27 protein-coding genes are annotated in these 26,513 nt (G+C 71.2%); 16 read left to right on the top strand and 11 right to left on the bottom strand.

Going from position 1 to position 26,513, the window contains the following annotated elements; all coding sequences use genetic code 11:
• The first annotated feature begins 4 nt into the window (after positions 1-4).
• Positions 5-976, top strand: a complete 972-nt coding sequence (locus ABT171_RS29920) for an LLM class F420-dependent oxidoreductase (RefSeq protein WP_351249196.1) — start codon at positions 5-7, stop codon at positions 974-976.
• Positions 977-1,317: 341 nt separating this feature from the next.
• Positions 1,318-1,743, top strand: coding sequence for an SsgA family sporulation/cell division regulator (locus tag ABT171_RS29915; protein WP_351249194.1), 426 nt, complete (start codon positions 1,318-1,320; stop codon positions 1,741-1,743).
• 38 nt (positions 1,744-1,781) lie between these two features.
• Here ABT171_RS29915 and ABT171_RS29910 read toward each other — a convergent pair whose 3' ends face one another.
• Together ABT171_RS29910 and ABT171_RS29905 are read right to left on the bottom strand one after the other, a co-directional pair.
• Positions 1,782-2,327 (bottom strand): DUF6328 family protein, encoded by a 546-nt coding sequence (locus tag ABT171_RS29910; RefSeq protein WP_351249192.1) that lies wholly within the window; start codon positions 2,325-2,327, stop codon positions 1,782-1,784.
• 52 nt (positions 2,328-2,379) lie between these two features.
• Entirely contained in the window at positions 2,380-3,363 is a 984-nt protein-coding gene (locus tag ABT171_RS29905) for an aldo/keto reductase (protein ID WP_351249190.1), read from the bottom strand.
• 252 nt (positions 3,364-3,615) lie between these two features.
• Here ABT171_RS29905 and ABT171_RS29900 point away from each other — a divergent pair, with 252 nt between their 5' ends.
• The 4 genes from ABT171_RS29900 to melC2 all read left to right on the top strand — a co-directional run bounded on the left by ABT171_RS29900 (position 3,616) and on the right by melC2 (position 9,303).
• A complete protein-coding gene (locus ABT171_RS29900) occupies positions 3,616-6,405 on the top strand; it encodes an ATP-binding protein (protein ID WP_351249188.1) in 2,790 nt (929 codons plus the stop codon).
• A gap of 50 nt (positions 6,406-6,455) precedes the next feature.
• Entirely contained in the window at positions 6,456-6,833 is a 378-nt protein-coding gene (locus tag ABT171_RS29895; protein WP_351249186.1) for a hypothetical protein, read from the top strand.
• 1,226 nt (positions 6,834-8,059) lie between these two features.
• Positions 8,060-8,449: an apotyrosinase chaperone MelC1 gene (melC1, locus tag ABT171_RS29890; RefSeq protein WP_351249184.1), complete on the top strand. Its 390-nt coding sequence runs from the start codon at positions 8,060-8,062 to the stop codon at positions 8,447-8,449.
• 35 nt (positions 8,450-8,484) lie between these two features.
• Entirely contained in the window at positions 8,485-9,303 is an 819-nt protein-coding gene (melC2, locus tag ABT171_RS29885) for a tyrosinase MelC2 (RefSeq protein ID WP_351249182.1), read from the top strand.
• A 10-nt stretch (positions 9,304-9,313) separates the two neighbouring features.
• Here the strand turns inward: melC2 and ABT171_RS29880 are convergent, their stop codons facing one another.
• Together ABT171_RS29880 and ABT171_RS29875 are read right to left on the bottom strand one after the other, a co-directional pair.
• Positions 9,314-10,006: a ribonuclease H family protein gene (locus ABT171_RS29880; protein WP_351249180.1), complete on the bottom strand. Its 693-nt coding sequence runs from the start codon at positions 10,004-10,006 to the stop codon at positions 9,314-9,316.
• A 62-nt stretch (positions 10,007-10,068) separates the two neighbouring features.
• The gene (locus ABT171_RS29875; protein ID WP_351249178.1) at positions 10,069-10,863 is read right to left on the bottom strand and encodes a VOC family protein; all 795 of its coding nucleotides are present in this window, start codon (positions 10,861-10,863) and stop codon (positions 10,069-10,071) included.
• Positions 10,864-11,267: 404 nt separating this feature from the next.
• On the opposite strand from ABT171_RS29875, the gene ABT171_RS29870 reads away from it, so the two are divergent.
• The 4 genes from ABT171_RS29870 (at position 11,268) to ABT171_RS29855 (ending at position 15,699) form a co-directional block, all read left to right on the top strand.
• On the top strand, positions 11,268-12,710 hold the full coding sequence (locus ABT171_RS29870) for a family 2B encapsulin nanocompartment shell protein (protein WP_351249176.1): 1,443 nt from the start codon (positions 11,268-11,270) through the stop codon (positions 12,708-12,710).
• Positions 12,707-13,777: a family 2 encapsulin nanocompartment cargo protein terpene cyclase gene (locus ABT171_RS29865; RefSeq protein ID WP_351249174.1), complete on the top strand. Its 1,071-nt coding sequence runs from the start codon at positions 12,707-12,709 to the stop codon at positions 13,775-13,777. The genes ABT171_RS29870 and ABT171_RS29865 overlap by 4 nt, the downstream gene beginning before the upstream one ends.
• Before the next feature lie 54 nt (positions 13,778-13,831).
• Positions 13,832-14,710 (top strand): geranyl diphosphate 2-C-methyltransferase, encoded by an 879-nt coding sequence (locus tag ABT171_RS29860; RefSeq protein WP_351249172.1) that lies wholly within the window; start codon positions 13,832-13,834, stop codon positions 14,708-14,710.
• Between the two features lie 113 nt (positions 14,711-14,823).
• Positions 14,824-15,699: an aminoglycoside phosphotransferase family protein gene (locus ABT171_RS29855; protein ID WP_351249281.1), complete on the top strand. Its 876-nt coding sequence runs from the start codon at positions 14,824-14,826 to the stop codon at positions 15,697-15,699.
• A 25-nt stretch (positions 15,700-15,724) separates the two neighbouring features.
• On the opposite strand, the gene ABT171_RS29850 is transcribed toward ABT171_RS29855, so the two are convergent.
• On the bottom strand, positions 15,725-16,207 hold the full coding sequence (locus ABT171_RS29850) for a VOC family protein (RefSeq protein WP_351249170.1): 483 nt from the start codon (positions 16,205-16,207) through the stop codon (positions 15,725-15,727).
• A 117-nt stretch (positions 16,208-16,324) separates the two neighbouring features.
• On the opposite strand from ABT171_RS29850, the gene ABT171_RS29845 reads away from it, so the two are divergent.
• Positions 16,325-17,524 carry an epoxide hydrolase family protein gene (locus ABT171_RS29845; protein ID WP_351249168.1) on the top strand — a complete coding sequence of 400 codons (1,200 nt, stop codon included), beginning with the start codon at positions 16,325-16,327 and terminating at the stop codon, positions 17,522-17,524.
• A gap of 31 nt (positions 17,525-17,555) precedes the next feature.
• On the opposite strand, the gene ABT171_RS29840 is transcribed toward ABT171_RS29845, so the two are convergent.
• Complete coding sequence (locus ABT171_RS29840; protein WP_351249166.1) at positions 17,556-17,909, bottom strand: helix-turn-helix domain-containing protein; 354 nt, start codon at positions 17,907-17,909, stop codon at positions 17,556-17,558.
• 257 nt (positions 17,910-18,166) lie between these two features.
• Here ABT171_RS29840 and ABT171_RS29835 point away from each other — a divergent pair, with 257 nt between their 5' ends.
• Complete coding sequence (locus ABT171_RS29835) at positions 18,167-19,054, top strand: RNA polymerase sigma factor SigF (RefSeq protein WP_351249164.1); 888 nt, start codon at positions 18,167-18,169, stop codon at positions 19,052-19,054.
• A gap of 49 nt (positions 19,055-19,103) precedes the next feature.
• On the opposite strand, the gene ABT171_RS29830 is transcribed toward ABT171_RS29835, so the two are convergent.
• Positions 19,104-19,556: an ATP-binding protein gene (locus tag ABT171_RS29830; protein ID WP_351249162.1), complete on the bottom strand. Its 453-nt coding sequence runs from the start codon at positions 19,554-19,556 to the stop codon at positions 19,104-19,106.
• 227 nt (positions 19,557-19,783) lie between these two features.
• Here ABT171_RS29830 and ABT171_RS29825 point away from each other — a divergent pair, with 227 nt between their 5' ends.
• Positions 19,784-21,052 (top strand): streptophobe family protein, encoded by a 1,269-nt coding sequence (locus ABT171_RS29825; protein WP_503077122.1) that lies wholly within the window; start codon positions 19,784-19,786, stop codon positions 21,050-21,052.
• Between the two features lie 62 nt (positions 21,053-21,114).
• Here the strand turns inward: ABT171_RS29825 and ABT171_RS29820 are convergent, their stop codons facing one another.
• Positions 21,115-21,525: a hypothetical protein gene (locus ABT171_RS29820; RefSeq protein ID WP_351249158.1), complete on the bottom strand. Its 411-nt coding sequence runs from the start codon at positions 21,523-21,525 to the stop codon at positions 21,115-21,117.
• 315 nt (positions 21,526-21,840) lie between these two features.
• Here ABT171_RS29820 and ABT171_RS29815 point away from each other — a divergent pair, with 315 nt between their 5' ends.
• The gene (locus tag ABT171_RS29815; protein ID WP_351249156.1) at positions 21,841-22,224 is read left to right on the top strand and encodes a nuclear transport factor 2 family protein; all 384 of its coding nucleotides are present in this window, start codon (positions 21,841-21,843) and stop codon (positions 22,222-22,224) included.
• 73 nt (positions 22,225-22,297) lie between these two features.
• On the opposite strand, the gene mgrA is transcribed toward ABT171_RS29815, so the two are convergent.
• Entirely contained in the window at positions 22,298-23,290 is a 993-nt protein-coding gene (gene mgrA / locus ABT171_RS29810) for an L-glyceraldehyde 3-phosphate reductase (protein WP_351249154.1), read from the bottom strand.
• A 147-nt stretch (positions 23,291-23,437) separates the two neighbouring features.
• Between mgrA and ABT171_RS29805 the strand changes: the two genes are divergently transcribed.
• Positions 23,438-24,355: a LysR family transcriptional regulator gene (locus ABT171_RS29805; protein WP_351249152.1), complete on the top strand. Its 918-nt coding sequence runs from the start codon at positions 23,438-23,440 to the stop codon at positions 24,353-24,355.
• Positions 24,356-24,383: 28 nt separating this feature from the next.
• Positions 24,384-24,899, top strand: a complete 516-nt coding sequence (locus ABT171_RS29800; RefSeq protein ID WP_351249150.1) for a mycothiol transferase — start codon at positions 24,384-24,386, stop codon at positions 24,897-24,899.
• Here the strand turns inward: ABT171_RS29800 and ABT171_RS29795 are convergent.
• Both ABT171_RS29795 and ABT171_RS29790 read right to left on the bottom strand, forming a co-directional pair.
• A complete protein-coding gene (locus ABT171_RS29795; protein WP_351249148.1) occupies positions 24,881-25,960 on the bottom strand; it encodes an adenosine deaminase in 1,080 nt (359 codons plus the stop codon). The genes ABT171_RS29800 and ABT171_RS29795 overlap by 19 nt on opposite strands.
• A gap of 46 nt (positions 25,961-26,006) precedes the next feature.
• Positions 26,007-26,399: a VOC family protein gene (locus tag ABT171_RS29790; RefSeq protein WP_351249146.1), complete on the bottom strand. Its 393-nt coding sequence runs from the start codon at positions 26,397-26,399 to the stop codon at positions 26,007-26,009.
• Positions 26,400-26,513: the final 114 nt, after the last annotated feature.

Raw genomic sequence — 26,513 nt, 5'->3', positions numbered from 1 at the left:
TCTTATGGTGCAATTCGGATACACGATGATGACCGAGCAGGCAGGTCCCCGGGACCTGGTGGACCATGTGGTGCGAGCCGAGGAGACCGGGTTCGACTTCTCCGTGATCTCCGACCACTACTTTCCGTGGCTGCGCTCGCAGGGCCACTCCTCGTACGCGTGGAGCGTGCTGGGCGCCGCCGCCCAGGCCACCTCGCGGATTCCCCTGATGACCTATGTGACCTGCCCGATCCTGCGCTACCACCCGGCGATCGTGGCACAGAAGGCGGCCACGGTGCAGCTGCTGTCCGAGGGCAGGTTCCGGCTCGGGCTGGGCGCGGGCGAGAATCTGAACGAGCATGTGGTGGGCGGTGGATGGCCCCCGGTGGACGTGCGCCACGAGATGCTCGAAGAGGCCGTGGGGATCATCCGCGCGCTGTTCGAGGGCGGCCACGTCACCCACCACGGACCGCACTACGACGTGGAGTCGGCCCGGCTGTGGGATCTGCCGGACCAGCCGCCGCCGATCGGCATCGCCGTCTCCGGCGAGCAGTCCTGCAAGCTCGCCGGGCACCTCGCCGACCTGCTCATCGCGACCGAACCGAAGCCGGGCCTGCTGGAGGCCTTCGACCGGCACGGCGGCAGCGGCAAGCCCCGGGTCGGGCAGCTGCCGGTGTGCTACGACCCCGACCGGGACACGGCGGTCAAGCGCGCCCACTCCCAGTTCCGCTGGTTCGGGCTCGGCTGGAAGGTGAACGCCGAACTGCCGCACCCCGACTCCTTCGAGGCCGCGACCCAGTTCGTGACCGAGGACGACGTCGCCTCCTCGATCCCGTGCGGCGACGACCCGGACGCCTTCGTCGAGGCCGTACGGCCCTACGCCGAGGCCGGGTTCGGGGAGATCGCCCTCGTGCAGATCGGCGGCGACGCGCAGCCGGAGTTCCTGGACTGGTCGGCGAAGACCCTGCTGCCCGCGCTGCGGGAGGCCTTCGGCTGACGCCCGCGCATTCGGTGGCTGCGCGCGCACCGGAAGCCGGGCCTTCGCCCTGGCGGTGGTCCGCGGCGTGCGCCCGGGCGGCCCGGCCGCGGGCGGGCCGCCGAAGGTGTCCGGGAAGGCGTTCGCGCAGCCGGCGGGCTGCTCCCCGGAACGGGTCATGCGCTGCTGCGAGGCCCGGGGCGGATCCGGCGCGTGACGTCGTGCGCACCGACGATCTGAAGAAGGCTGCGCGGAGCCGGCGGGAATCCTGGGATTCCGGGGAATCCTTCGTATGGGTGAGCATCCGGGGCGGCACCGGGGTACTAGATGTCTCTACGCCGATTGTCGCCGGAGGCCCCCGCATGACCGCGTTCGTGCACAAGACCCTGGTGGTACAGCTGCGCACGGAAGGCACCGGCCGGTGTCCCGTGCTGGCCCATCTCAGTTACGACGCCGGCGACCCGTTCGCCGTCACCGCCGTCTTCGGACACGACGGCCGGGTACTGGCCCGCTGGCGGCTGGACCGGGAGATGCTCTCCGACGGTCTGGTCCGGCCCGTCGGCGCCGGGGACGTGCGGCTGCGGCCGGCCGAGACCGGTGCGTTGCACGAGCTGCGCATGGAGTTCCTCGGGGACGTCCGGCCGGACGGGAGCCGGCACCGCGCCGTGGTGTTCGCGTGGGCGCCCGCGGTCGCGGCGTTCCTGCGGGAGACCCACCGGCTCGTCCCGCCCGGCCGGGAACGCGTCCCGGTCGACGAGCTGGTGGCCGAGATCCTCTCCGCGGGCTGAGTGGCCGCAGGCCCGCCGGCGGCGCGGGGGCTGCGGTCCTACGTCCGTTCCCGGCCGGGCGTGCCGCCGCCCGGCCGCCCGTGCGCGGTGCCGTCGGAGGAGCGGGTCGTGTGCCGGTGGCGGGCCCACAGCGGCAGGCCGTACCAGCAGACCAGATACCAGCCGACGACGGCCGCCACCAGGTACGGCACATAGCCGCCGCGGGTGGCCACCCGCAGGATCAGCAGCAGCGAGGACGTCATCGTCACCAGGAGGAAGACCAGGCCGACGAACGTCATCCGGGACGCGAGCCGGACCGCCTGCGGCTTCACGCGGCGGCCGGCGACCAGGCGGTGCAGGGACACCGGTCCGATGAGGGCGCCGGTGGCGCAGGCGCCGAGGACGACGGTCACGATGTAGATGACCTGGTCGGCGTGGGGCAGCGTGGCGTACTTCTGCTGGAAGACGACGGTCAGCAGGAAGCCGAACAGGATCTGCACGCCCGTCTGGGCGACCCGGACCTCCTGGATGAGCTCGACCCACATCCGGTCGGCCCGCTCCTCCTCGGTCTCGTTCCGCCCCCTGCGCCGTCCTTCCTGCACCATGCGGTGCGTGTAACCGCCCGGCCGTTCCTTCAAACGACGCGTGCCCCCACGACTACCAGCGGTGCTCGACCTGCTCCTTGATCCGCCGCTCGTACAGCTCACGGATCGCGGTGAACGTCTCCTCGGGCAGCGGCGGCAGCTTGGCGGCGGCGGCGTTGGCGCGGGCCTGCTCCGGGGTGCGGGCGCCGGGGATCACCGTGGTCACACCGTCCTGCTCGATGATCCAGCGCAGGGCCAGCTGGGCGGGGGTGTAGCCCTCGGGGGCGAGCGCGGCGAACTCGGCGGCGGCCTCGACCCCGGTGCCGTAGTCGACGCCGGAGAAGGTCTCGCCCTGGTCGAACTGCTCGCCGTGCCGGTTGAAGGTGCGGTGGTCGTTGGCCGCGAACACCGTGTCCTTGGTGTACTTGCCGGACAGCAGGCCGGAGGCGAGCGGCACCCGCGCGATGATGCCGACGCCGGCCTCGCGGGCCGCGGGCAGCACCTCGTACAGGGGCTTCATGCGGAAGGGGTTGAGGATGATCTGCACGCTCGCCACGTGCGGCCGGGCGATCGCGGTGAGCGCCTCGGCGCAGGTCTCCACGCTCACGCCGTAGGCCGCGATGCGCTCCTCCTCGACCAGGGTGTCCAGGGCGTCGAACACCGCGTCGGAGGAGTAGACGGGTGTCGGCGGGCAGTGCAGCTGGACCAGGTCGACGCGGTCGACGCCGAGGTTGCGGCGCGAGCGGTCGTTCCAGGCGCGGAAGTTGTCCAGGACGTAGTTCCCGGGGATCTGCTCGACCCGGCGGCCCATCTTGGTCGCCACCAGCACATGCAGATCGGGCCGGCCGCGCAGGAAGGAGGCGATGGTCTCCTCGCTGCGTCCGTCGCCGTACACGTCGGCCGTGTCGAAGAAGGTGACGCCGGCCTCGGCCGCCGCCTCCAGGACGGACAGGGCCTCCTTGTCGTCCACGTCGCCCCAGTCGGCGCCCAGCTGCCATGTGCCGAGACCGACCACCGATGCCCACTGACCCGACCTGCGGATTGCGCGTTCGTCCATGGCGCCCAGTCTGTCATCCGGCACGGGACCAGGCAGAACGGCTTGTCGGGCGAGAGAACAGATCCAGGTCCTTCATCAGCAGGTGAAGTAGTTCCCGCCCGACAGCTTCATGGCGTTGCCCTCCCCGTTCGAGCGGACGTAAACCGCCCCCTCCGTCGACATATGGAAAAGGGCCGTTTCGCTCACTCCGGGCATGAAGGTACGCAAGACTTTTTGGTGACGGAACGTACGCCCACGGGTGGGGAGAGTGACATGGTGAGCTCCGGCCGGGACTTGACCGTGGAGGGCGACGCGATCGGCCAATTCGTCACGGGGGACAACAACGAGCTCTATAGCGTCGTGGTGAAGGCGACCCATTCGACGGTGGCCCTACTCACCCCGAACAAACCTCCGAAACCCGTGCGGAAAGAGCGGATCGAGCGCCGGCCCAGCCGAGGCGGCCCGCCACTCGGCCGGGAAAGCGAACTCGCCTCCATCCTGGGCAGCGTCGCCGCCGATGAACCGGCCGAGGTCCATGGTGCCGAGGGCATCGGGAAGAGCGCCTTGGTCCGGCAGGCATGCCTGGAGCTCGGCGGGCGTGATGGCGTCATCTTCCTCAACGGGCACGGCCGAGAAGTCGACGACCTGATCCAGAGCATCTTCGAAGCGTGTTACAGCAGCCCCGGCTACCGGCCCACCGAGGGGGAACTCCACTCCCTGCTCGGCGATCTACGAGTGTGCGTCGTCATCGACGACCTGGAGGTGTCCGCCCGGAACCTGACCCGGCTCCAGGACGCGGTACCTGCCGGGACCGTCGTGTTCAGCGGGCGTGAACGCATGCTGTGGGGGCACGGCACCTCCCTCGCCCTGGGTGGCTTGCCGCGCGAAGCCGCCCTGCAACTCCTCACCCGGGAGCTGCGACGCCCACTGCGTCCTGCGGAGACAGCCGCGGCGAACGGCCTCTGGAAGGCCAGTCAAGGCCATCCGTTCACGTTGCTGCGCGCCGCGGCGCTCGCCAGACCCGACGGAGACACAGGACTCCTCAGGCTTCCCGCCGTAAGCGAGATGCCCCTTCTGCTCCGCCAGGCCGTCGAGCGTGGCAGCGACGACGTTCGGCAGGTCCTGGAGCTGCTCGCGACCGTGCCGGATGTGGACGTGACGCTTGAGGTCCTCACCTCCCTGACGGCCGACAGCGGCGCCTTCGACGCGGCGCGGGCGGCAGTCGACACTCTGACCGAACTCGGCCTGGTCACCCTTGCCGAGGAACGTGTGCGCCTGGGCGACGCCGTCGCCCAGGATCTGCCCGACGACCTGGCGCTCGACGGCGACCGGCTCGCAGAGACGGTTCGACGGCTCACCGCATGGGCCTCCACGCAACGCACCCAGCCGGTGTCGGTCGCCGATCACAGTCCGCTGATCTCAGCACTCATCGAAGCTGCAAGCCGGATGGGCCGCCCCGACCTGGGCGTTGCGCTGGCCAAGGCCGCCGCGCCTGCCGCCGCGTGCTCCCTGCGCTGGAGCGCCTGGGGCCGGATCCTCACTCGCGGCCTCGCCGCCGCGAAACGGGCTGAAGACGCGCCCGCACACGCGTACTTCACCCACGAGACCGGCATCCGCCTCCGACTGACCGGTCAACATGCCGCCGCTGCCGCCGCATTGGTCGCTGCGGCAGCAGCCTGGCATGCTCTGGGAGATCACGGGAGCGCCGCGATCGCGGAGCACGCCCACGCCCTCCTCGGCTCCGGCCCGGCACCAGCCGCTCCCCCCACTGCGGCTACTCCCGGCGGCCCTCATGCGAGCACCGGGGGCGGCAACGATCCGACCGGCGGACAAGCGAACTCCCCTGGGCAGGGGGCTCAACACGCCTCCCACGGGCTGGGAAACTCCCCGGGCACCCATGGGCCGGCCCAGGGCAGTAGCAGTGGTCATGCCACACCAGGCCACCCTCCTCCGGCAAGTGGCGGCGGGCTGAACGCGGGGCACGCCGGCGGCCACAGCGCCCTCGTCAAACTTCCCCTCGTGGCCAAGGTCGTGATCGGGGCGGCATTGCTGGGCGTCGTAGGGGGCGCGGGCGTGTACGTACTGGGCCAGGGCAACGGTCCCCAGGCGGCCTCTACCGTGCCCTTGCACGTGAGGGTCGCCACGGACCTCTTCGAGGTGAAGGACATGCCCGGCACGCCTGAAGGGCCATGTCCGAGCGGCGCCGGCACGACGGACTGCACCAAGGTCACCCGCGTCGCCACAGGCAAACGCGGACCCGTCGACGTGGTCCCCGCCGCCCCTCTCCCGCGGGGCGTGTCCATCGTCTACTGGGGATGCGATGAAGGCGCCGCCTCGGCCACCTGCACCGTCACTGCGGACCGCGAACGCACCGTCTGTGCCACGACCACCAGTTCTCGGGACAAGAGCGCCAGGCAGCAGTGCCAGCAGGCGACCAGCAAGCAGACCCCCACACAGCAGGTCGCGCTGGTCCACATCCAACTCGCAGGGGACAGCTTCCAGACCACCATTACTCCCGACACCCCGGGGGTGAAGCCGTGCGTTCAACCCCCACTCAACTGGCACCTCAAAGGAGAGCAGGGCCGAAAGGCAGGCGAGCAGCGGTCGCAGTGTGAATTCGTCGTCCCCCTCGGCACGAAGATGACCCTCACAGCCAAATTCGAAGGCAAAACCGTACTGTGGCGGCGGCCGTTCAACGGAGAACCCATCTGGTTCGGCTGCGACGAAGGCCCCACCGAAACCCTGGCCCCCTCCCCCGGAACCATCGTCGGAGAAATCGACCCAGAAACAAGGAAACGCACCTACCCCGACAGCACCACGACCTGCACGCTCAACCTCACCACCGGGCGCTACATCGGTCTGGGCAACACCGATCTCGCCGACAGTGGGGGAACGGAAGCCGTGGCCAGCGCATTTGCCACCGTCCCCAGGGTCTACATCGCACCGGGCGTACGCACGATGCCCGCCCTTGACGCTCCGCCCCTGCAACGCGTCCCCTGCTCATCCACCGGGGGCCCTGCCGACCTCGAATGCCTGGGCAACCCTCCCAGCCGCGGAAACTGAACCCGTCCCCGGCCGACGACCCGAGCACTCGCGCAACCCAGGAGGAAAGCATGACCGACCAGCCGGGAAGCCGTAGCATCAACGTACGCGGAAACGCCTCAGGGAACTTCACCACAGGCGACAACGCGACCCAGCGGTTGGAGTTCACCTCGACCGGAGTGCAACCGGAACCGGAATCCATCAGGTCCTTCGTGGAGCTCATGGCGAGCGAGATTCCCCGGTTCGGCCTGTCGGCAGAACAGGAAAGCGGCGCCAGGAACGCTCTGCGCGAGCTGGAACGTGAGGCAGCCGGCGAGACCGTGTCGCCGTCAAGAGTGGAGAGGGCCATGCTCGCACTCGGCGGCTACCTGTCCCAGGCAGGAGCCCCGGCAGTGGCCGCCGCGTTCATGACGCTCGCCGTCCATCTGGGCGTGGCCCCACCCAGGTGATCTTCGCCGAACGACGTCCGGAGGCCGCGGGTGACTCCGCCGATAGCCGCAGAACGGAGTTCGTGGTCTTCGCCGCACCACACCACTGTCGGCCCTGAGCCCGCGCCTACTGGCGCACGCACGAGACCGCGGGCGGCCGGACGCCGAAGGCGGACACGGCGCGGCACTCGGGTTCGCGCGGAGGCGATGGATGTCTCCTTGATGCATTACCGGCCGTCGGCGTAGGTGGGGGCGTCCTTCGCTAGTCCTCCGCTGAGCTGTTCCCACAGCCTTCCGGCGGCATGCCGTTGTCTTTGCCGGGTGAGGTTCTGGCCGGCTGGCCGGAGGACCGGGCAGGGGCACACGGCTGGGCACCTCCCGGAGGCCGGCAACCGCTGTGCGGCGGGCTTCGTAGTCGATCAGGCCACGGGTGGTCATGTGGACGGCCGTGAAGGCGTCGTAATCCTCGACGCCGATCCGCTGGGGAATGTGCCGGAACTCCAGCGTGGTGCCGGCAAGGGTGCCGTTCGCGCCGGGGCGGTGACTTGCGGGGGGCCACAGTGACGGTCGTCATCTCGTCCATCACCATCGGACGCTTTTCCAGCGCGGCCGCGGCCTCCCGCCGGCTGCCGGTCCCGGCAAGTCGGGCGAGCGCCAAGGCCGTCAGACGCCTGCCAGACACCTCGGCCGTGACCAGTAGGTGTCGCGCCATCAACTCCCGGTGGTCACCCGGGTCGGCCAGGTGCGGGATGTGACGGACTTCGAGCGCCGGCGTCTCGCTGGTCGGCATGGCTCCGGCGACACGGGATGGCCGCGGGGTGACGGCGGCCGTCGTGCGGACCATCACGGCAGGACGGGGCAGATGCCGCAGCGGGTCGCCACTGCCCATCGCGCGGCGCTGCGCGGTTGCTCGCTGGACGCGGGCGGCTGCCGCACCGCACCAGGTGGTCGGAAGCGCCTTCCGTCCACGCCCTGTCCGATCGCGTCAGTCTTGCGTGGTGAGCAGCGCCACTCGGGCGGGCGGCGGGCGGGAAGGATCAGCGGAAACGCGGTCGGCGAGGCAAGGAATTCCCCGTTCCGGAGCAGATCGGCAACCCATCACGACAAGATCATCTTTGTTCAACCCTGTACGACATGTGGTCAATTGTCCGGATCGCAGCCAACCGGACCCGGGCGATTTCTTCCCGTCACCGAGCCCCCGATAGGCATGCCTGGTCACCACCGGAACACACTCCAGGAGGACCCGCATGCCCGACCTCACCCGGCGCCGCGCGCTCACCGCGACGGCCGCCCTCGCCGCGACGGCCACCGTCACCGCCCTCGCGGCACCCACGGCCTCGGCCGCGGGACACGACCACCACCCCATGCCGATGCCGGGGAGCTTCGACGAGGTCTACAAGGGCCGCCGGATACAGGGCCGGCCGATGACGATGGGCTCCGGCGGCCACCACCACGAACACGGCGGCGGCTACGAGGTGTTGATCGACGGCGTGCCGCTGCACCTGATGCGCAACGCCGACGGCAGCTGGATCAGCATCGTCAGCCACTACGACCCGGTGCGCACCCCGCGCGCCGCCGCCCGCGCCGCCGTGGACGAGCTGCAGGGCGCCCCACTGCTGCCCTTCCCCGCCAACTGACCGCCCCCGCAAGGACCTACGGAGCACCGCGCACCATGACCGTACGCAAGAACCAGGCCACCCTGACCGCCGACGAGAAGCGCCGCTTCGTAGGCGCCGTCCTCGAACTCAAGCGGAACGGACGCTACGACGAGTTCGTCCGCACGCACAACGCGTTCATCATGTCGGACACCGACACCGGCGAGCGCACCGGCCACCGCTCGCCGTCCTTCCTGCCCTGGCACCGCAGATTCCTGCTCGACTTCGAACAGGCGCTGCAGTCGGTGGACTCCTCGGTCGCGCTGCCCTACTGGGACTGGAGCACCGACCGCACGGTGCGGGCCGCGCTGTGGGGGCCGGACTTCCTCGGCGGCACCGGGCGCAGTAGCGACGGCCGGGTGATGGACGGTCCGTTCGCCGACTTCGGAAACTGGCCAATGAACATACGCGTCGACGGCCGTACCTTCCTGCGCCGCTCGCTCGGCACCGGCGTGCGCGAGCTGCCGACGCGCGCGGAGGTGGAGTCGGTGCTGTCCATGCCGACGTACGACATGGCGCCGTACAACAGTGCCTCGGACGGGTTCCGCAACCACCTGGAGGGGTGGCGCGGGGTCAATCTGCACAACCGGGTCCACGTCTGGGTCGGCGGCCAGATGGCCACCGGGGTCTCCCCCAACGACCCGGTGTTCTGGCTGCACCACGCCTTCGTCGACAAGCTGTGGGCGGAGTGGCAGCAGCGGCATCCGGGCGCGGCGTACGTGCCGTCCGGCGGCACGCCGGACGTCGTGGACCTGAACGAGACGATGAAGCCGTGGAACGACGTGCGTCCGGCGGATCTGCTGGACCACACGAAGTTCTACACCTTCGACAGCTGAGGCCGGCCCGTCACGCCTCGGCCGTACGGCACTCCGGGTGGCCCCAGCCCTGCGCGTTCTTGGCGATGGACTCCCCCGCCGCATAGGAGCGGCCGCACAGGCAGCGGCCGGGGAACTTCGCCTTGATCGTGCGGGAGGAGGCTCCGCCGCCGGCCCGGCGGGGCGCCTTCTTGCGCGGGGCGGCCGCCTTCGGGGTGTCGGGCGACGGCGGCGGCTCGGGGGAGCCGAGCGCGCTGCCGGCCGCCTCCTGGACGGTGGCCGCCTGGCTGGCGGCACGGTCGGCGAAGTCGTTCAGCGGGTCGCCGTCGACCTGGTGGGCCGGGACATAGCGGAAGTCGACCGTGCGGCCGTCGAGCAGCGCGTCGATGCGGACGACCAGATCCTGGTTGGCGACGGGCTTGCCGGCCGCGGTCTTCCAGCCGTTGCGCTTCCAGCCGGGCAGCCAGGTGGTGACCGCCTTCATCGCGTACTGGGAGTCCATGCGGATCTCCAGCGGCACGTCCGGCGCGACGGCCGTGAGCAGCCGCTCCAGGGCGGTGAGTTCGGCGACGTTGTTGGTGGCCCGGCCGAGCGGGCCCGCCTCCCAGCGGGCCGCGGTCCGCTCGTCGTCGGAGATCACCCACGCCCATCCGGCCGGTCCCGGGTTTCCCTTCGAAGCCCCGTCGCACGCGGCCACCACACGTTCACGCATATGCCCGATCATGCCATGGTCAGGCGGCCGGGCGTGCCGCGTCGTACCGTGGGCGGCCCGGCCGGGGCGGCCGGTCAGACGTCCGTGACGGTCGGCATCTCCCCTTCCTTGGTCGTGATGTCGATCACGGAGAAGTTCGCGCCCTGCGGATCACTGAGGGCCGCGAACCGGCCGAAGGGGCTGCTCATCGGCCCGAAGCGGAGGACACCGCCGAGCTTGGTGGCGCGCGCCACGGCCTCGTCGCAGTCGTCGACGGTGAAGTAGACATTGATGTACGACGGCACCTCGGGCGGGAAGTCGTCGGTCATCCGCATCCGGCCGAGGACCGTGTCCTCCCCCACGTCGAACATCCGGAAGTCGACGGCCTGGTCCTCGATCTGCTTCATGCGGTACGGGAAGACGGCGGAGAGGAACGCGTCGGCCTTCTCGGGCTCACGGGTGAAGACCTCGGCCCAGCAGTAGGCGCCCGGGACCGCGGTCGCCTCGAACCCCTCGTGGGTGCCGCCCTGCCAGACGCCGAACACGGCTCCGCTGGGCTCCCGGGCCAGGCACATCGTGCCGAAGTCTCCGACCCGCATCGGCTCCATCAGCACCTCGCCGCCGTTCTCGCGGATCCTCTCCGCGGTGGCGGCGGCGTCCGGCGAGGCGAAGTACAGGCACCACTGCGACTGCCCCTCCTGGCCGGGCATGGGCGGGACGACGGCGGCCACCGCCTTGCCGTCCGCGTAGGCCTGCGTGTAGTTGCCGTACTCCGACGACGACTCGCCGAAGGTCCAGCCGAGGACGTCGGCGTAGAACCGCTTGGCTCCCTCGACGTCGCTGAACATCGCATCGGCCCAACAGGGCGTTCCCTCGGGTTGCACGGCCATGCTCGCGGCCCTCCTGGTCTGTGTCCCGTACGGCTGGTCCCCCGCCACCGTCGTGTTCCCGAAGCTCACGCTAACCATCCGGCCCCCGGGCCGCGCGCCGAACGAGCGGGATCGCGGGGCCGCCGTGACCGGCCCGCACCGCTCGTCATGGAGGGTGACCCGCGCTGTACCGGGCCGACGGACACGGCGCACCAGGGGCATGGAAGCGGACGCCCGGCGCGTGGCCGTTCCACGCGCCCCTTTGTAATGATCATTGGCTGGTTTACACCACCAGGAGATGAAAGCGCCCCTTTTCGCGCCTTTCCCGGCGATCATGCCGCCTGTTTGGCTGTCCGTGCACACCACCACCTGGCACACCAGCGACCGATCCCGTCACCCCTGTTCATCTCCCTGCTGGAGGGAATGTGACCACACCGGACAGCGCCACCGGTCCCGCCGTCGACGAACCCGAGCCCGATCCCGCGGCCGACGGGCAGCTCACCAGCCTGAGCACCCGGGCGGCACGCCAGCTCACCACGACCACCAAGTCGGAACCTCAGATGCAGGCCATCACCTCGCGATGGCTGCTGAAGACGCTGCCGTGGGTGGACGTCAAGGGCGGCACCTACCGGGTCAACCGCCGCCTGACGCTGCGCACGGGGCGCGGCCGGGTGCACTTCGAGCAGAACGGCGCCGACGACATCCGGGTCATCCCGGAGACCCTGACCGAGCTGCCGATCCTGCGCGGCTACCCCGACATCGACGTGCTCCGGGAGATCGCCGGCCGCTTCCAGCCCCGTGAGGTGCGCGCCGGGCAGGTGCTGTTCGAGGCGGGCCAGCCGGTGACGGAGGCCTACCTGGTCGTGCACGGCCGGTTCACCCGCTACACCACCGGCAAGTACGGCGACGAGGAGATCACCGGGGTCGTCACCGACGGCGACCAGATGGGCGACGAGGCGGTCGGCCAGTCCGACCCGCTGTGGCTGGCCTCGGTGCGGGCCGAGACCGCGGGCGTGGTGCTCGCGCTGCCCTGGGCCGTCGTGCAGGAGTTCACCGAGCGGGTACCGTCCCTCGCCGCGCACCTCCAGGCGTACGTCGAGCGGCAGAACCGGCCCATGAACCGCAAGGGCGAGGCCGATGTGCCGGTGCAGGCCGGCCATGTCGGCGAGCCCACCCTGCCCGGCGGCTTCGTGGACTACGAACTCGCCCCGCGCGAGCACGAGTTGTCCCTCACCCAGACCGTGCTGCGCGTGCACACCCGGGTCGCCGATCTCTACAACCATCCCATGGACCAGACCGCGCAGCAGCTCCGGCTGACCGTCGAGGAGATCCGCGAGCGCCAGGAGTGGGAGCTGGTCAACAACCGGGAGTTCGGGCTGCTGCACAACGTCGACTACGGCCAGCGGATCAGCACCTTCACCGGGCCGCCGGTGCCGGACGACCTGGACGAGCTGCTGTCGATGCGGCGCAAGACCAAGGTGTTCCTCGCCCATCCCAAGGCGATCGCGGCGTTCTTCCGGCAGTGCAACCGGCGCGGCCTGGTGCCCGGCACCGCGAGCGTCGACGGCCACGAGGTGCCGGCCTGGCGCGGTGTGCCGATCTTCCCGTGCAGCAAGATCCCGATCAGTGACGACCACACCACGAGCATCATCGCGCTGCGCACCGGCGAAGCCGACCAGGGCGTGATCGGCCTGTACCAGACCGGCATCCCGGAGGAGTACCAGCCGGGTCTGAACGTCCGGTTCATGGGCATCGACACGGCCGCCATCATCAGCTACCTCGTCACCGCCTACTACTCCCTGGCGATCCTCGTGCCCGACGCGGCCGGGATCCTGGAGAACGTCCAGATCGGCCGGTACCCCGAATGACCTCCGAGCACTCCACGAGCGCGCCCGCCCCCTCCTACACGCTGCCCGGGCCGCCCAACATCGCCCAGAGCCTGCGCAAGCCCCGCCGCACCGGCGCGATCCCCGGACTGCACTACCAGCCGGCCGCTCCCGCCGACCCGGAGAAGGCGGCCGAGATCGACCGCCGGCTGGAGACCTGGGCCCGGGAGCTGGACCTGTTTCCCACGGCCTGGAACGGAGACTTCTCCGGCTTCCAGTTCGGCCGGGCCGTCGTGCTCCAGCACCCGGGCGGCCTCGACCTGGACCGGCTCACCGCCGCCGGGAAACTGCTGCTCGCCGAGAACATCGTCGACTCCTGCTACTGCGAGGAGGACGAGGGCAGGGGCGGATCGCGGCGCGGTCTGGGCGGCCCGCTGATCATCGCCCAGTCGGCGCTCGACCCCTACCACGGCGTCCCGGAGCTGGAGGAGGAGTGGCGGCAGGGCATCCAGGCCGACGGCCCGCTGCGCTCGTACCACTTCGCCCTCGCGGACTACGCGACCTTCGCCACGCCCAGCCAGACCGACCGGTTCGTGCACGACATCGCCCGGCTGCACCTGGGCTATCTGGGCGAGGCCGCCTGGATGGAGACCAAGTACGTGCCGCAGGTCTGGGAGTACCTGGTGATGCGGCAGTTCAACAACTTCCGCCCGTGTCTGTCACTCGTCGACGCCGTGGACGGCTACGAGCTGCCCGAGCAGGTCTACGCCCGCCCCGAGATCCAGCGGATCACCGCCCTGGCCTGCAACGCCACCACGATCGTCAACGACCTGTACTCCTTCACCAAGGAACTGGCCAGCGACCCCACGCACCTGAACCTGCCGCAGGTCGTCGCCGCCAACGAGCGGCGCGGTCTGAAGGCCGCCTATCTGAAGTCCGTCGAGATCCACAACCGGATCATGGAGGCCTTCGAGGAGGAGGCGGCCCTGCTGTCCGCCACCTCGCCCCTGGTGGAGCGCTACGCCCAGGGGCTCGCCGCCTGGGTGTCCGGCAACCACGAGTGGCACGCCACCAACACCCACCGCTACCACCTGCCCGACTACTGGTGACCTCGTCACCGCCAGTCGCGAAACACCGTCACACACCGCTCAGAGGAGTCCTCGTTGACCACTGCCCCCGTCGCCCGGACCACGCCCGCTCCGGTCCCGACCCAGTCCGTCTACCAGAGCCGGGTCGCGGACTACTGGAACGCCGAGGAGAACCCGGTCAACCTCGAACTCGGCAAGATCGACGACCTGTACCACCACCACTACGGCATCGGAGAAGCCGACCGCACGGTGCTCGACGAGCCCGATCCGGACAGGCGCCGGGCACGCGTCACCGCGGAACTGCACCGCCTGGAACACGCCCAGGCCGAACTCCTCGCCGCCCACCTCGGGCCGCTGGGCCCCGCCGACCGGGTCTTCGACGCCGGCTGCGGCCGGGGCGGCGGCAGCGTCGTGACACACCTGCGCTACGGCTGCCACGCCGACGGCGTCACGATCTCCGCCAAGCAGGCCGAGTTCGCCAACGAGCAGGCCCGCGCCCGGGGCATCGACGACAAGGTGCGCTACCACCACCGCAACATGCTCGACACCGGCTTCCCGTCGGGCGCGTACGCGGCGTCGTGGAACAACGAGTCCACCATGTACGTGGAGCTGGACCTGCTGTTCGCCGAGCACGCCCGGCTGCTGCGCCGCGGCGGACGCTATGTGGTGATCACCGGCTGCTACAACGACACCTACGGACAGGCCTCGCGCGAGGTGTCCCTGATCAACGCGCACTACATCTGCGACATCCACCCGCGCTCGGAGTACTTCAGGGCGATGGCGCGCCACCGCCTGGTGCCGGTGCACGTCCAGGATCTGACCGAGGCCACGATCCCCTACTGGGAACTGCGCAAGCAGGCCGACCATCTGGTCACGGGCATCGAGGACACGTTCCTGGACGCCTACCGCAACGGCAGCTTCCAGTACCTGCTGATCGCGGCCGACCGGGTCTGAGCCCGAGAAGACCGCCCCGGGAATCCGCTGCGGAAAACCGCGTGGACAGCGAGGGCTTCGAGGCGCTGTCATGGGCCCCGATGAACGCCCTTGACGGCCGGACTCCGCCGAAGATGCACGCGGACGAGGTCTGCCTCGACGCCCCGCTGGTCCAACGCCTGATCGCCCGCCGGTTCCCGCACTGGGGCGCACTGCCCGTACGGCGGCTCGCGTCCTCCGGGACCGAGAACGCCATGTTCCGCCTCGGCAGCGACCTGCTGGTACGGCTGCCCCGGCGGCCCGGCGCCGTGCCGGACCTGGCGCACGAGCAGCGCTGGCTGCCCCGGCTCGGGCCGCTGCTGCCGGTCGCGGTGCCCGAGCCGGTGGGCGTCGGCGAGCCGGACGAGGGCTATCCGTGGCCCTGGTCCGTCTACCGCTGGCTTCGGGGACGCAATCCGGTGGCCGGTGCCGTCCCCGAGCCGGAGCGGCTCGCCGGGGACCTCGGGGCGTTCGTGCGGGCGCTGCGCCGGATCCCCCCGCGGGACGGGCCGCCCGGCTACCGGGGCGGCCCCTTGCGGGACCGGGACGAGCCCACCCGGGCCGCCGTAGCCGAGCTGGGCGGACGCGTCGACGGCGGCGCGGTCACGGCCCTGTGGGAGCAGTCCCTGAACGTTCCGGCCCATACCGGGCCGCCGGTGTGGGCGCACGGGGACCTCTCCCCGGGGAACGTGCTGGTCGACGAGGGGCGGCTGCACGCGGTCATCGACTTCGGCTGTGCGGGCGTGGGCGACCCGGCCGTCGACCTGATCGCGGCCTGGAACCTGCTGCCCGCGTCCGCCCGGGAGACCTTCCGCGAGGCCGTCGGCGCCGACGACGCGGAGTGGGCGCGGGGCCGGGCCTGGGCGCTGTCGATCTCGCTGATCCAGCTGCCGTACTACTGGGACACCAACCCGGCCCTGGCGGACAACTCCCGGCATGTGATCGCCGAGATCCTCGCCGAGGCCGGGTGACGGCCCGGGGAGCCCCGGGACTGCGCTACTCCCCCGCGTACGCCTTGTCCAGTGCGGCGACGTCCAGCTTGCCCATGCCCATCATGGCCTTCATGGTGCGGGCGACCTTCTCCTGGTCGGGGTCGGTGATGATCTCGGGCAGCCGGTCGTAGACGACCTGCCAGGAGACGCCGTACCTGTCCTTGAGCCAGCCGCAGGGGCCGCCCTCGCCGCCGTTCTCGGTGAGCCTGGTCCAGTAGTGGTCGATCTCCTCCTGGTCGGCGCACATGATCTGGAAGGAGACGGCCTCGTTGAACGTGAACTCGGGGCCGCCGTTGAGCGCGACGAACTTCTGGCCGTTGGCCGTGAACTCGACGGTGAGCACGGAGCCGGCCTGCCCGGGCCCGGCGTCGGTGTAGCGGCTGACGCGGCCGACGGCGGAGTTCTCGAAGACCGACACGTAGAACTGCGCGGCCTCCTCGGCCTGGCCGTCGAACCAGAGACAGGTGGTGAATCCGTCGGTGGTCATGTGTACCTCCTGGGGGAACGCGGTCACAGTGTCGACCGGTCCTCGCGGCGGAACTCATCGGCGTGGGCACCGATTAATCCGGGCGGGTGAACGGGGTCCCCGCCTAGCATCCCGATCATGACCTCCACGCCTGCCGAACGCATCGAACCCTTCCGGCTGTCCGTCCCGCAGAGCGGCCTCGACGACCTGTACGACCGCCTCGACCGCACCCGCTGGCCGGCCGAACTGCCCGGAGCCGGCTGGGAGTACGGCGTCCCGGCCGGCTATCTGCGCGAGCTGGTCCGGTACTGGCGGCACGAGTACGACTGGCGCGCCGCCGAGACCGAGCTGAACCGGTGGCCGCAGTTCACCACCACGATCGACGGCGCCAGGGTCCACTTCGCCCACGTCCGCTCCCCGGAGCCGGACGCCACACCGCTGGTGATCACCCATGGCTGGCCGGGCTCGATCGTGGAGTTCCTGGACCTGGTCGGGCCGCTCACCGACCCCGTGGCGCACGGCGGCGACGCGGCGGACGCCTTCCACGTGGTCGTGCCGAGCATCCCCGGCTTCGGGCTGTCCGGGCCCACCTTCGAGCGGGGCTGGGAGGCGCGCCGGGTGGCCGACGCCTGGGCGGAGCTGATGCGGCGGCTCGGCTACGAGCGGTTCGGGCTCCAGGGCGGCGACTGGGGCGCGGCGATCTCGCGCGAGCTGGGCCGCGTCCGTCCGGACCGGGTGATCGGCGTCCACCTCAATCTGCTGCCCGGCGCTCAGGCGCTCACCGAGCCGACCGAGGAGGAGCTGGCCGCGCTCGGCCCCGAGGAGCGGGAGCGGACCCTGCGGTCCTGGCGCGGGTGGGACGCGTGGTCGCGGGACGGCGCCGGTTACGCCGCCCTGCAGTCCACCCGTCCGCACACCCTCGCCTACGCCCTGACGGACTCGCCCGTCGGTCAACTCGCCTGGGTGGTCGAGAAGTTCCGGGAGTGGGCGGACTGCGAGGAGCTGCCGGAGGAGGCGGTGGACCGGGACCGGTTGCTGACCAACGTGATGCTGTACTGGCTGACCGGTACGGCGGGGTCGTCCGCCCGCATCTACTACGAGCGGGCCCACGTCACCGGCGACCGGGCGTGGCAGCCGGCCGAGCCGTCGACCGCGCCGACCGCGCTGGCCGTGTTCCCGGCGGACCCCCAGATCCCGTTGCGGCACAAGGCGGAGCGGACCGAGAACCTGGTCCGCTGGACCGAGTTCGACCGCGGCGGCCACTTCGCGGCCCTGGAAGAGCCGGATCTCCTGATCTCCGACATCCGAGCGTTCTTCCGCGGGCTCCGCGAGGGGTGACACGCCCGCCGGGTGCGGCGGCCGGGGCGGCTCAGGCTGCCAGGCAGAGGGTGCTGCCGGGGCGGGCCGTGGCGGGGCGGAGGTGCCGGACCGTGCGGTGGGTCAGGTCGGCGTGGGCCAGTGACAGCAGGTCGGCGAGTCCCAGGCCGAGTGCGTGCGCCGCGGCGGCGAGAACCTCCGAGGACGCCTCCTTGCGCCCGCGCTCGATCTCCGAGAGATAGGGCAGCGAGATCCCGGCCGCGTCGGCGACTTCTTTGAGGGTGCGGTCCTGTGCCCGCCGCTCCCGGCGCAGCACCTCACCGACCAGATCGCGCCACAGCGGCTCCTTGGCCTCCGCGTCCTCTGCGCTCCGTGTGCGGACTTCGTTGTTCAACTGGTTCGTCACCCGGGTCAGCGTAGGCGCGGTGGGCCCTCGGACAAGAGCCCCGGCGTTGCGCCCTGAGGGAAACACCGGTGCAGCCCGTTTCCCGCCACTGAGCAATTCGGCGTGCATGCGAGACGTGACTGCGGGTACCCGCCCCGTGAGTGAGACCACCCGCACGCATGAAGAACAGCGTTTCGGGTATCCAGAACAAACGGTGAGAAACGGGCAAAAGTAGCCACCGAGGCAGACGGAGAACCGTGACTTTCGTGGGAGAGGCAATGAACACCGCCGGGATCCGGTCGCAGGCAGAGGTCACCGCGAGGACCGAGCAGGACGGGACAGGCGAGGTATCACTGCCCGGCATCGCGGACCCCGCGTCCGTCGCACCCCGTGACGCACGGGAGCTGTCCCGCCAGTTCTTCCGCCGGCTGACCGAGCTGGAGGAGGGCACGCCCGAGTACCAGTACGCGCGGAACACGCTCATCGAGATGAACATGTCCCTGGTCCGGTTCGCGGCCGGGCGGTTCCGAGGCCGGGGCGACGACATGGAGGACATCGTCCAGACCGGCATGATCGGCCTGATCAAGGCCATCGACCGGTTCGAGCTGGCACGCGAGGTGGAGTTCACGTCCTTCGCGCTGCCGTACATCGTGGGCGAGATCAAGCGGTTCTTCCGGGACACCACCTGGGCGGTGCATGTGCCGCGCCGGCTCCAGGAGGCGCGGGTGGAGCTGGCCAAGGCGCGCGAGGAGCTGTCCAGCCGGCTCGACCGGGACCCGACGGTGGCCGAGCTGGCGACGCTGATGAACATCTCCGAGGACGAGGTGGTGGAGGCCCAGCTCGCCTCCAACGGGTACAACTCCGCCTCTCTGGACGCCGCGCTCACCGGCGACGGCGCCGAGGACGGCGAGGCGGTGCTCGCGGACTTCATCGGTGTGGAGGAGGAGGGGCTGCGGCTCGTCGAGGACTACCACGCGCTCGCCCCGCTGATGGCGGAACTCAGCGAGCGGGACCGGCAGATCATCCATCTGCGGTTCGTCGAGGAGGCCACCCAGGCGGAGATCGGGGAACGGCTCGGCTGCTCCCAGATGCACGTGTCCCGGCTGATCAAGCGGATCATCACCCGGCTGCGCGAGGGGATGCTGGGCGAGCTGGGCTGCGCCTGAGCCGGCCCCGGGAGCGGCTGACCGCGGGGCGGCGGTACGTCCGCCGCCCTCAGCGCCGCAGTTCGAAGCGGGCCCGTACCCGCTTGCCGACGGGTACGCGCTCCGCGGTGACTTCCGAGGCCAGGGCGCACACGATCTCCAGACCGTGCCGTCCGACGCGTTCGGGGTCCGTCGGATAGCGGCGGGGCAGGGCGGAGCTGCTGTCGTACACGCACACGGTGACGGCGCTGTCGGTGCCTTCGAGTTCCAGGATGAACGGGCCGTTGCTGTGCCGGTCGGCGTTGGTCACGAGTTCGCTCACGACCAGCAGCAGCTCGCCGTCGGCGCTCCGGTCGGCGGTGGCGCACCACTCGGTTCGCAACTGCTCCAGGAACTGGGAGGCGAAGAGGCGCGCCTCGGCGATGCAGCCGGGTTCGCCGGTGTAGTGCGCCGCGCGCCGTAGCGGCTCCACGGGTACGTCGAAACCAGTCGGTATCACTGTCCCGCCCAGATGCTTCGTCATGCCGCCTCTCTCGAAAACCCGGTCCGGCCGGTCACCTGCTGCACCCCTCCTCGTACCCCGGGCCGCGCTCGCCAGTCCCCCGGGGCGTTCGCCCACCGCGCACAGGGGATGGTCACGCGGGGCTCCGTCCGCCGGAAGACGGAGGTTCGGCACTCCAGCCGGCGTCCGGCGGCGCGGACGGCCCACTCGGCGGGCGCGGTGCCGGGCCGCTGCTTAGCGTGGCAAGCGTGAGCGCTCCGACCGTCTCCGCGCGGCCCGCCGCCCACCACGGCTGGACGCGGGCCGTGGCCACGGTGCTGACCGGGCTGGCCGTCATGGTGCTGGTTTCGGCGCTCGGGCTGTGGGCGGCCGGAGCGGCGGACCTGCCGGACGGCGCGTTCCCGAGGGTGGTGGCCGCGACCCTGGTCACAGCGGTGGGCGGCAGCGTGGAACTCTCCGGCAACGCGGGGGCCCTGGCGCAGACGCGGGCCGGGATCACCGTGATCCCCCTGTCGGTGACCCTGGCCGGTGCCCTGGTGACCGGGGCGGGTTTCCTGCGCCCGCTGCGGCACCGGGCGGTGGCCTCGGCGGGCGAACTGGCCGGCTGGGCCGCCCGGATCGCCGTGCTGTGGCTGCTCGTGCTGATCGGCCTGGCCTTCGGCGCGCGGCAGACCTTCGCCGTCGACGTGGGCCGCGGCACCCTGAGCGACCTGACCGGGCTGTTCGACGTGGCGCCGAAGGTGGGGTTCACCACGGACGTGCCGCTGACGGTGCTGTTCGGCCTGTTGTGGCTGGCCGGGGTGCTGCTGCTGGCGCTGCTCGTCGCGTACGGGGCACCGCTGCCGGGACGGCTGCTGCGTTTCCAGGAGTCGGTGCGTCCGGCGGCGCACGCGGTGGTGACCCTGCTCCTCGCCTACGTCGTGGTCGGCCTCGGCATCGCCCTGATCACGGCGGCCACCCGTGGGCACGCCCCCGAGACCTTCGCGCTGATCCTGCTCGGCCTGCCCAATCTGGCCTGGCTGGCTCTGACCCTCGGCATGGGGGCGACCTGGGACGGCCGCGTGGACGGCCCGTTCGGCCTGCCGATGCCGCACGTCCTGGACGCCATTCTGCGCACCCCTGATGCCTCCGTGCTGAACCTGGGATCGCTCACCGACCGCGACGGCCGGTGGTGGTGGCTGCTGGTGGTGGACGCGATCCTGCTGCTGGCGGTGGCCGTCCGGATGGCGGTCCGCTCACCGGCCCGGATACGCCCGTGGCAGCACGCCGTTCACCTGGCCGTGGCGCTGGCGCTGACGGTGCTGATGATCTGCCTGACCGGCCGCAGCTCGGCGCACTACGGACTGTCCCTGCTCGGCATCGGCGACCTGGGCGGCGGGCTGTCCGGAGAGCTGTTCCTCAAGCCGCGGTTGTGGCAGGCGGTGGGCCTGGGCGCGCTGTGGGGGCTGGTCGCGGGCTTCCTGGGCGGTCTGCTGGCGCGCCCGCTGCACAGTCGGGGCGAGGCGAAGGAGCCTTAGCCCCCGGGCGCTCCGTCCGTATCGCCGTCGCGGTCAGGAGTGTCCGGCGGCGTGGACACGTGTCAGGCGACGGGCATCACGAGCACCGGCAGGGTGCGCTGCATGCGCAGCGCGTCCACCGACTCGGCGAGCAGTTCGTACTCGGTGGTGTCGTCGCTGGCGGCGATCCGCACCAGCCGTCCGCCCGCCAGCTCGTCGGCCACCAGCTCCTGCCGGACGTCATCGGCACACCAGGCACGCAGCAGGGCGGGCACATCGGCCACCGTGTCGGCCACCGGCACCAGCGCGCCCGCCGGGATGGCCGGGTCCTCCGGGCTCGGGTCGAGGCGCTCGGCGATCCAGGACGCCCGGTCCCGCAGCCACCACAGGGCCAGGGCCAGCGTCGGTGCGCGATAGGTGCCGAGCGGTACGCCGATGCGCCGGCCGTCGCACATGCCGTACGCCGTGACATGGCACAGGAATTCGTCGTGCACGTCTCACTCCCCCGTCGCCTCGCTGGTGTGCCGGCCTGGACCTCGCTCTGCGTGCGGCTCCTGTGCGGTGAAGTGCCCCTGGCGTTCGAGTATCGCCACTCCCGAAACAGTGTCACCATGACTTTCCGGCCAGTCTGTTGACATATTCACCACCCGCTCTGGCCGGAACGCGTCGGCGTGTTCGCGCCCTCGGGCATGACCCGGCAGGTAATCGACCCGCCCACCGGACCTCCGGCATGGTGGTCACACCGGATCGGCGAAGCCCCGGATCCGGCTCCGACCGGCAGCTACGACCTCGATGGAGGCTGATTCACCATGTCCGTGAACACCGAACGCTACGAGACCGCCGCGGCCCGTTACTTCGAGGCCTGGAACGCCACCGAGCCGGAGGCACGGAAGAAGGCGGTCGCCGCCGCGTGGACGGCGGACGGCGGCTACACCGACCCCCTTGCCGAGGTCCGCGGCCACGAGGGCATCGCGGCGGTGATCGCGGCGGTGCACGAGCAGTTCCCGGGGTTCGTCTTCCGTCCGCTCGGCACGGTGGACGGACACCACGACACCGCCCGCTTCGGCTGGGAGCTGGTGAACGAGGCCGAGGGATCGGCTCCGGTGGCGGGGTTCGACGTCGTCACGCTGGACGAGGAGGGCCGGATCCGGCAGGTCCTGGGCTTCCTGGACCGGGTTCCGGCGGGCGCCTGACACCGCCCGCCGGAGCCGGGCTCCGGCCCCCGCGGCGGGAGCGGCGGGGGCGCGGGCCCGGCAGCCGGAGTGTTCAGGGACGCACGATCGCGTCGATCCGGGCCAGTTCCTCGGCGTCGAAGTCCAGGTTGCGGACCGCGCCGACACTGTCCTCGACCTGCTGGGGGCTGCTCGCGCCGACCAGCGCCGAGGTGACCCGGCCGCCGCGCAGCACCCAGGCCAGCGCCAGCTGGGCCAGGCTCTGGCCGCGGGACTGGGCGATCGCGTCGAGGGCGCGCAGCCGGGCGACCAGGTCCTTGGTGACCGCGTCCGAGTTCAGGAAGGGACTGTCGCTCGCCGCGCGGGAGTCCTCCGGGATGCCGTCGAGGTAGCGGCCGGTGAGCAGCCCCTGCTCCAGCGGGGAGTAGGCGATGGAGCCGATCCGCAGTTCGTCCAGGGCGTCGAGCAGTCCCCCGTCCTCGGGGCGCCGGTCGAGCATCGAGTAGCGCGGCTGGTGGATGAGGAGCGGGGTGCCGAGGTCGGCGAGGATACGGGCGGCCTCGCGGGTCTGCTCCGCCGAGTAGTTGGAGACGCCGACGTAGAGGGCCTTGCCCTGCTGCACCGCGGTGTGCAGCGCGCCCATCGTCTCCTCCAGCGGGGTGTCCGGGTCGGGGCGGTGCGAGTAGAAGATGTCGACGTAGTCCAGGCCCATCCGGGTCAGGCTCTGGTCGAGCGAGGAGAGCAGGTACTTGCGCGAGCCCCATTCGCCGTAGGGGCCGGGCCACATGAGGTAGCCGGCCTTGGTGGAGATCACCAGCTCGTCGCGGTACGGCGCGAAGTCGGCCTTGAGTGCCTCGCCGAGCGCGGATTCGGCGGCGCCGGGCGGCGGGCCGTAGTTGTTGGCGAGGTCGAAGTGGATGACGCCCAGGTCGAAGGCGCGGCGCAGGATGGCGCGCTGCGTCTCGACGGGCCGGTCCGGGCCGAAGTTGTGCCACAGGCCGAGGGACAGCGCGGGGAGTTTCAGCCCGCTGCGTCCGGTGCGCCGGTAGGGCATGTCGCCGTAGCGGTCGGGGTGTGCGGTGTACAACGCGACTCCAGAGGGGTTGGCACACGGTCACGGTCGTCCCGGCTCGCGAGCCTGCGCTCCGGGCAACCGCTTCCCACTCTTCCCCGCCCGCCGGGCATCGGTCCAACAGAAGAATCCGATGGAATTCAGCGGCTAGGGTTCTCAATCATGGAACTGCGCCATCTCCAGCACTTCGCCGCCGTCGCCGAGGAGCGGCATTTCACCCGGGCCGCCGAGCGCCTGATGGTGTCGCAGTCGGGGCTGTCGGCGTCCATCAGGGCGCTGGAGCGGGAGCTGCGGGCGCCGCTGTTCGTGCGCACCACCCGCCGGGTGACGCTCACCGAGGCGGGGCGGGCGCTGCTGGTGGAGGCCGAGCGGATCCTGGCTCAGGTGCGGGCGGCGCACGAGGCGGTGGCGGCGGTGCAGGGTGTGGTGCGCGGCACGCTGGCGCTGGGCACCGAGCAGTGCATCGCCGGGGTGCGGGTGGCCCGGCTGCTGGCGGCGTTCCGGGGGCGGCATCCGGACGTGGAGATCCGGCTGCGGCAGGCCGGTTCGGGCGCGCTGGCCGAGGAGGTCGGGGCCGGCCGGCTCGACCTCGCCTTCGCCTACCGCACCCAGGCGGACACCGACCGGCTGCGCTCGGTGCCGCTGACCAGTGAGCCGATGACCGTGCTGTGCCATCCCGGCCACCGGCTGGCGTCGGCCGGCGCGGCAGCGGCCCTGGACGACCTGGCCGGTGAGGTGTTCGTGGACTTCCATCCGGACTGGGGTCCGCGCCGCACCACGGACGCCGCGTTCACCGCGGCCGGTGTCCGGCGCACGGTCGCGCTGGAGGTCAACGACGTGCACAGCCTGCTGGACCTGGTGGACGAGAACCTGGGGATCGCGGTCGTACCCCGGCACTTCCGGCACAAGCGGCCGTCTCTCACGGCGCTGCCGTTGAAGGGCACGGGCGAGGCGGAGTACGAGACGGTGGCGCTGCTGCCGCCGGAAGGGGCCACCGGTCCCGCCGCCCGGGCACTCGTCAGGCTCCTGGAGTCCGGGGGCGGGACAGGGGCCTGCGGGACCTGGATTCCGGACGCGTGAGCGCCCGCTGTTTGGGAGGGTGGACGGTATGCATGCAAAGGACATCCTCATCGACGGCTTCGGCCGCATCCAGGAAGAAGTCCATGCCGCCCTCGACGGCCTCGGACCGGAGGAACTGCACCACCGCCCGGCCCCCGGCGCCAACTCCGTCGCCTGGCTGGTCTGGCACCTCACCCGGGTGCAGGACGACCACATCGCCGACGCCTTCGGCCTCGACCAGGTGTGGCTGTCCCAGGGCTGGGAGAAGCGCTTCGGCCTCGACCTGCCCCGGCATGACACCGGCTACGGGCACAGCCCCGCGAAGGTCGCGAAGGTGCGGGTCGAGTCGGCCGACCAGCTGACCGGGTACTACGACGCCGTCCACGAGCAGACGCTCGGCGCTCTGCGCTCCCTCGCCGCCAGGGATCTGGAACGGATCGTGGACGAGCGCTGGGATCCCCCGGTCAGCCTGGGCGTGCGCCTGGTGAGCGTCCTGTCCGACGACCTTCAGCACATCGGACAGGCCGCCTACCTCAGGGGGCTCGTTCAGAGCGCGGCCGCGTAACCCGGCAGGACCACGTCCTCGATGAGGGCCTTGCGCTCGTCGAACGGGATGAACGCGCTCTTGAGGGCGTTCACCGTGACCGTGCGCAGGTCCTCGACGGTCCAGCCGGCCTCCTCGACCAGCAGGGACATCTCGCGGGTCATCGTCGTACCGGACACCAGACGGTTGTCGGTGTTGAGGGTGACCCGGAAGCCCAGGTCCTTCAGGGCCGTGATCGGGTGCTCGGCGATCGAGGTGGCACAGCCGGTCTGCAGGTTGGAGGTGGGGCACATCTCCAGGGCGATACGGCGGTCGCGCACCCAGGAGGCGAGCCGGCCGAGCTTGCCGGCCGCGAGGTCGGGGATGTCCTCGGTGAGGCGCACGCCGTGGCCGATGCGCTGGGCGCCGCACACCTGCAGGGCCTGGTGGATGCTGGGCAGGCCGTGCGCCTCACCGGCGTGGATGGTGAAGGGCACGCTCTCGCGGCGCAGGTGCTCGAAGGCGGCCAGGTGGTCGGCGGGCGGGAAGCCGTCCTCGGCGCCGGCGATGTCGAAGCCGACGACCCCGGCGTCGCGGTAGGTGACGGCCAGCTCGGCGGCCTCCCGGACCCGGTCGAACATCCGCATGCCGCACAGCAGGGTGCCGACCCGGACGGGGGTGCCCGCCGCGGCGGCCTTGGCCATACCGGCGGCCAGGCCCTCCTGTACGGTCTCCACGACCTCGCTCATCGTCAGCCCGCCCCTGGTGTTCAGCTCGGGGGCGTAGCGCACCTCGGCGTAGACGACACCGTCGGCGGCGAGGTCGAGGACGTACTCCTCGGCGGTGCGCAGCAGGCCCTCGCGGGTCTGCATGACGGCGAGGGTGTGCTCGAAGGTGGCTATGTAGCGGACCAGGTCGCCGGAGTTGGCGGCCTCGAAGTACCAGGCGGCCAGCTCGTCGGGGTCGGTGGTGGGCAGGGTGTGACCGATCTCCGCCGCGAGTTCGACGACGGTGGCGGGGCGCAGGCCGCCGTCGAGGTGGTCGTGCAGCACGGCCTTGGGGAGCCGGCGGAGGGTCTCGGTGTCGATGCGGGGCGCGGTCATGGCAGGGCTTTCCTCAGCAGTGGTTCGCGAGTGGTTCTCAAGGGGGTCAGGCGGCGGGCTGGAGCAGGTCCCAGCGGTTGCCGTGGAGGTCCTGGAAGACGGCGACGGTGCCGTACGGCTCGTGGCGCGGCTCCTCCAGGAAGGTCACGCCGGCCGCGGTCATCCGGGCGTGGTCGCGGGCGAAGTCGTCGGTGTGCAGGAAGAACCCGACGCGTCCGCCGGTCTGGTCGCCGATCCGGGCCCGCTGGTCCTCGCCCTTGGCGCGGGCCAGGAGCAGACCGGTGCCGGCTGCGTCGCCGCCCGGCTCGACGACGACCCAGCGGGAGCCGTCGGGGCGCGGGGCGTCCTCGGCCAGCCGGAATCCGAGGGCCTCGGTGTAGAAGCGGATGGCCTCGTCGTAGTCGTCGACGACGAGGGTGACCAGGGCGACGCGTCGCATCGGGACCTTCCGGTGAGGGTGGTTAGCGGGTGAGGTTATACGTAAAACCCAACGGGCGCCAGTCCCAGTTCTACGCGCGTTGCCAGGGGCCGTTCCGGAGCGCGGGCCGTAGCG

Source organism: Streptomyces sp. NPDC001851, from assembly GCF_040297165.1.
Lineage (GTDB): Bacteria > Actinomycetota > Actinomycetes > Streptomycetales > Streptomycetaceae > Streptomyces.
This window is presented reverse-complemented; position numbering and strand designations above follow the sequence as displayed.